The organism is Enterobacter cloacae complex sp. 6730903 (genome assembly GCF_048283985.1).
Classification (GTDB): domain Bacteria; phylum Pseudomonadota; class Gammaproteobacteria; order Enterobacterales; family Enterobacteriaceae; genus Enterobacter; species Enterobacter hormaechei_C.
In genome coordinates this window covers 1-2,504 of record NZ_JBLVXX010000112.1, presented here as the reverse complement: position 1 = coordinate 2,504, position 2,504 = coordinate 1, and the positions used below count along the sequence as shown (strand labels likewise).

4 protein-coding genes and 1 pseudogene are annotated in these 2,504 nt (G+C 41.2%); all 5 read left to right on the top strand.

Annotated elements, in window-relative coordinates:
* The first annotated feature begins 93 nt into the window (after positions 1-93).
* Positions 94-537 (top strand): DUF6386 family protein, encoded by a 444-nt coding sequence (locus tag ACNQ0W_RS24990; RefSeq protein WP_062933878.1) that lies wholly within the window; start codon positions 94-96, stop codon positions 535-537.
* Between the two features lie 170 nt (positions 538-707).
* Positions 708-1,257: pseudogene (locus ACNQ0W_RS24985) on the top strand (RHS repeat-associated core domain-containing protein); the annotation flags it as partial.
* A gap of 57 nt (positions 1,258-1,314) precedes the next feature.
* The gene (locus ACNQ0W_RS24980; protein ID WP_202815620.1) at positions 1,315-1,743 is read left to right on the top strand and encodes a hypothetical protein; all 429 of its coding nucleotides are present in this window, start codon (positions 1,315-1,317) and stop codon (positions 1,741-1,743) included.
* Positions 1,740-1,988, top strand: coding sequence for a hypothetical protein (locus tag ACNQ0W_RS24975; RefSeq protein ID WP_045338150.1), 249 nt, complete (start codon positions 1,740-1,742; stop codon positions 1,986-1,988). Before ACNQ0W_RS24980 ends, ACNQ0W_RS24975 begins: the two co-directional genes overlap by 4 nt.
* 229 nt (positions 1,989-2,217) lie before the next feature.
* Complete coding sequence (locus ACNQ0W_RS24970) at positions 2,218-2,352, top strand: hypothetical protein (RefSeq protein ID WP_256141382.1); 135 nt, start codon at positions 2,218-2,220, stop codon at positions 2,350-2,352.
* The last annotated feature ends 152 nt before the right edge of the window (positions 2,353-2,504 follow it).

Here is a 2,504-nt window from a genome sequence, read left to right as displayed (position 1 = left end):
GTCCAGGAGATAATTTGGACCTTATGGTACATATTCTATTGTTTCTAAATAGTGATTGTTAATTATAAGATAAGTGATTAAATATTGAAAATTATGCATGAAATAATACATTTCCAAACAAATACAGCAACAGTAGTCATTTATGATTTAGTTTCACTAAAGCATAGAGTTAACGATGATGCAGATTGGTGGAGTTTTCCAGAAGATGAAGTGGTAGAAATAAACAAAGGGAATGTATTATTTCTCAATGTTGGGGATGATGGCACCTACAAAGTTCATATTAAAAATGATGTTGAAGAATATATCGGTGCGCTGTTTTTAAACGTACCTAGTGGAAAGGTTTTCATTGGGGCGGGAGAAGATGTCACGGGCGGGGATCTTGAGCCTGATGATTCAGATGCTATTTCAGGTGAGTTTATTACTTTAGAACCTGGTAGTTACGAAGTTAAATATAAAAAGCAAGGTTCAGATGTTCTGATTTCCTTTACAAAAACAACGATTACAGAAAACTCGTTAGAAGAGGGAGTTTATCTCTGAATGAAACTCACTGCATGGCGTGGATTTTTTCATCCCAAAAAATTTTAATCTATTTGTTCACTACTTAGTCATTTTTAACAATATTCTTTCTTCCTTCTGCGCGTCTCTTGCTTATTTTATTTTTCGCGCCTTATTTACCCTTGCCCTTAATAAACTGTCAATATACATGCAACGAACAACACCACCCTGAGAATGGCTCCCCGTGGCTGCTGACCACCCGCAGCGAATACGACCGTCTCGGTCGACTGCATCGCCGGGACGTTTTTACCGGCAATACCCAGCGCCCGTCGCCGCGCCGCTGGACCCGCCGCTGGGATTACGACTACCGCAATAATCTGGTGCGGGAAGAGCGGGACGATAACCCGTTCAGCTGGTACCGCTGGCAGTACGATAGCGCCGGACGTGTGCTGGTTCAGGACGGCACGCCGGAGCGGATGACGGATAGCGAAGGGCAGGTGCACTGGGAAGGGTGAACAGCGCCTGGGGCAAACTGCTGCGGGAAAGCGAGACGCAGGTATCAGGATATTCTCAGAACCTGCGTATGCAGGGGCAATACCTGGATCGTGAGACAGGGCTGCACTACAATCTGTTCCGGTATTATGACCCGGACTGCGGAAGGTTTACGCAGCAGGACCCGATAGGGCTGGCGGGGGGATTAACCTTTACCAGTATGCGCCGAATACGCTGGGGTGGGTGGATCCGTGGGGGTTGAGCCGTCAGTGTAGCGATAAAACAAAACCTGATTTCTGTGTCTGGCCAGCGGGGCCAAGCGCTACAATGCCTTCTACAGCATATCGCTATATAAGGTATCTTGAGGATGACGGTTCGATTAACACATGGGTGCCTAAAACATACGAATCCAAATCCGCACCAGTCACTTATTGTGGTTTTGATAAATTAGATTCCGGGCGCTCAGTAAGAGATGCATTCCAGAACAAAGGAGCAGATAAATTGAATCCACTCGATCCTCTGGATAAATCATGGAGTGATGGACGTCTAAGAGCTGAGTTTGATACGCTTCAATTATATGAAAATGGTGTTCCGCAAGTGCGAACCCCGAGAATGTTCGGCGATAGGCCAGGAGCGCCACTTGAACCGTTTACTAAGGCATACCCTGAATACGGTCAAGGTAATGTTCAACAACTGCATGCTGAAAATAGAGTTATTAATTTCGACAAGATTGATATTCTACCAGAGGAACCATGATAAATTTACAATCTTATGATGAAGTATTGGATTTCTTGGAGCTGTTTTTTCAAAAATACATTCTTGATTCTAATTATCTTCAGGATATGCAATCTATTTTAGCTGGATGTCGCAAAGAACAAATGGTAGCTATTCGAGCTATAGACTCATGTTTTATGGAATATAGACGAAAGACTCAGGATTATAGAGTTCCTACCATTGAGGAACAGGAGATATGGAAGCAGTTGTTCAATGTATGGCAATAAAATATTAAATCAACAACTGGCAAAGATTTTTTGTTTCCTAGTTGTAAGACGTCGGAAGGCATCCCTGAAACTGTAATAGGTTAAACACCTGTCGGTGATGCATTGATTTCACCAATTACAAATAAATAGAGATATGAAAAATGAATGAGGCTATTTTTCAGGTTTTGGAATTGACATAATTAAAAGAGAGAGTGAATATTTTATCCGATATGATACCGGAACTATTGCTATGATTGAAAAGGAATCGAAAATTACATCAGAAGAAGCATCGAAAGCACAAAGAAGTGAAAGAGATGCTTATGAAGTTATTGTTGCCACTCAGACTAGAGAAGGGAAAAACAAGCCGTTTTTTTCAAAGGAATAATAGTGTTGCGAGGGGGTGTTAATTATTTTTTATTTTTACAGTCAAAAATCAGGAGTTATATAGTTGATAGCGTTAAATTTGTAGTTTACTATATTCTATAGTTGTGATTAATATTTGAAAATGTTATCGTTTTATTTAGTGTATAACTGTGG